The following is a 1,087-nucleotide window of genomic DNA, read 5'->3' as shown; positions in this document are numbered from 1 at the left end:
TTGCCAACGTGTTTGTGTATGATTCAGTGCGTTAAAGTACGCGGCTGATTTTCCGCTAGGAAAATCTGCTGTATAAAAATGCGAAAACTTCTCGACTTGACCAAACCTAAGCATTGATTATAAACGGTGTTAGGCACAGTTATTTTAAAATCCATAATATTTTCCAATTGCTTCTGCCAATAGACTACCAGCAGCACCAATTCCAACATTCCAAGAACCATCTAAAGCCTTGCCTAAAGTTTTTGTAGTCCATTCATTCACCTTTTTTCCAAAGGTTTTTTTCTCTCTATTTGGTTCCTCTGTGTCAATAATGTCTAATAATTCAGCAGAATCCTTATCGCTAATTCCAATATCTTTTAAATGTTTTTCTAATTCTTGTTTGTTCCCTTTTGTAATAGTTATAGTTGCGTCAATTTTTGTTTTTTCTCCTGTGTTGACAACATTTCCGTCACCTGATGTATGAATAATTGTTTGACTCATAATTGTAGATATTTCTTCTCGTTTTGTTTTTAGTTCTTCAATTTCTGTAATGTTTCCAAATTGAGCATCTATTTTTAACATAAAATCTAATAAACTATTTCTAACTGCAGATAAGACTTCTGTTATAGCACTTGAACCAATGGAAACTTTAGAGTTAATTAATTGAAGATATGGATTCCCCATTTTCCTCCAATTATCTTGTATTAGTCCAGTTAATTCGGCAGGAAAAGTTCTTTCTAAAGTTCCAGATTTATTTTCGATAATAAGGTTTTCTAACGAAGATACACTTTGATTAAAATTTACAGAATTTATAAGTTTAATCAACCCTTCATTCATTCCAATAGTCGGAATTGGTTGATTATTGTATTGCATTGTTCCGTTTATATAAGTGCCGGTCAGGTTTCCTTGATAAATTCGGTATTTCGGTAAATCTTCGTCATTTTCATAACCTTTCAACTCATTTGTGACCCAATCAAGAAGTTCCTTGTTTTGTAGTCGACTTGCTAAGACTTTCGTCTTTAATAATGGTGAATTGATAGATTTGTCAGTGTCTACTAATTCATTTATTATGTCGTTTATTAGTTTCATATTCTAATTGTGCCTAACG

General features: G+C 32.3%; 1 protein-coding gene. It reads right to left on the bottom strand.

The genetic code is table 11. From position 1 onward, the window contains the following. Positions 1-144: 144 nt before the first annotated feature. Positions 145-1,068: a hypothetical protein gene (locus tag HGB55_RS15130; protein ID WP_168817916.1), complete on the bottom strand. Its 924-nt coding sequence runs from the start codon at positions 1,066-1,068 to the stop codon at positions 145-147. Positions 1,069-1,087 lie beyond the last annotated feature (19 nt).

Source organism: Lutibacter sp. B1 (genome assembly GCF_012524075.1).
In the GTDB taxonomy this organism is placed as follows: Bacteria; Bacteroidota; Bacteroidia; order Flavobacteriales; family Flavobacteriaceae; genus Lutibacter.
Note: the sequence above shows the minus strand (reverse complement) of the source record. Positions and strands in the feature narration are given on the sequence as shown.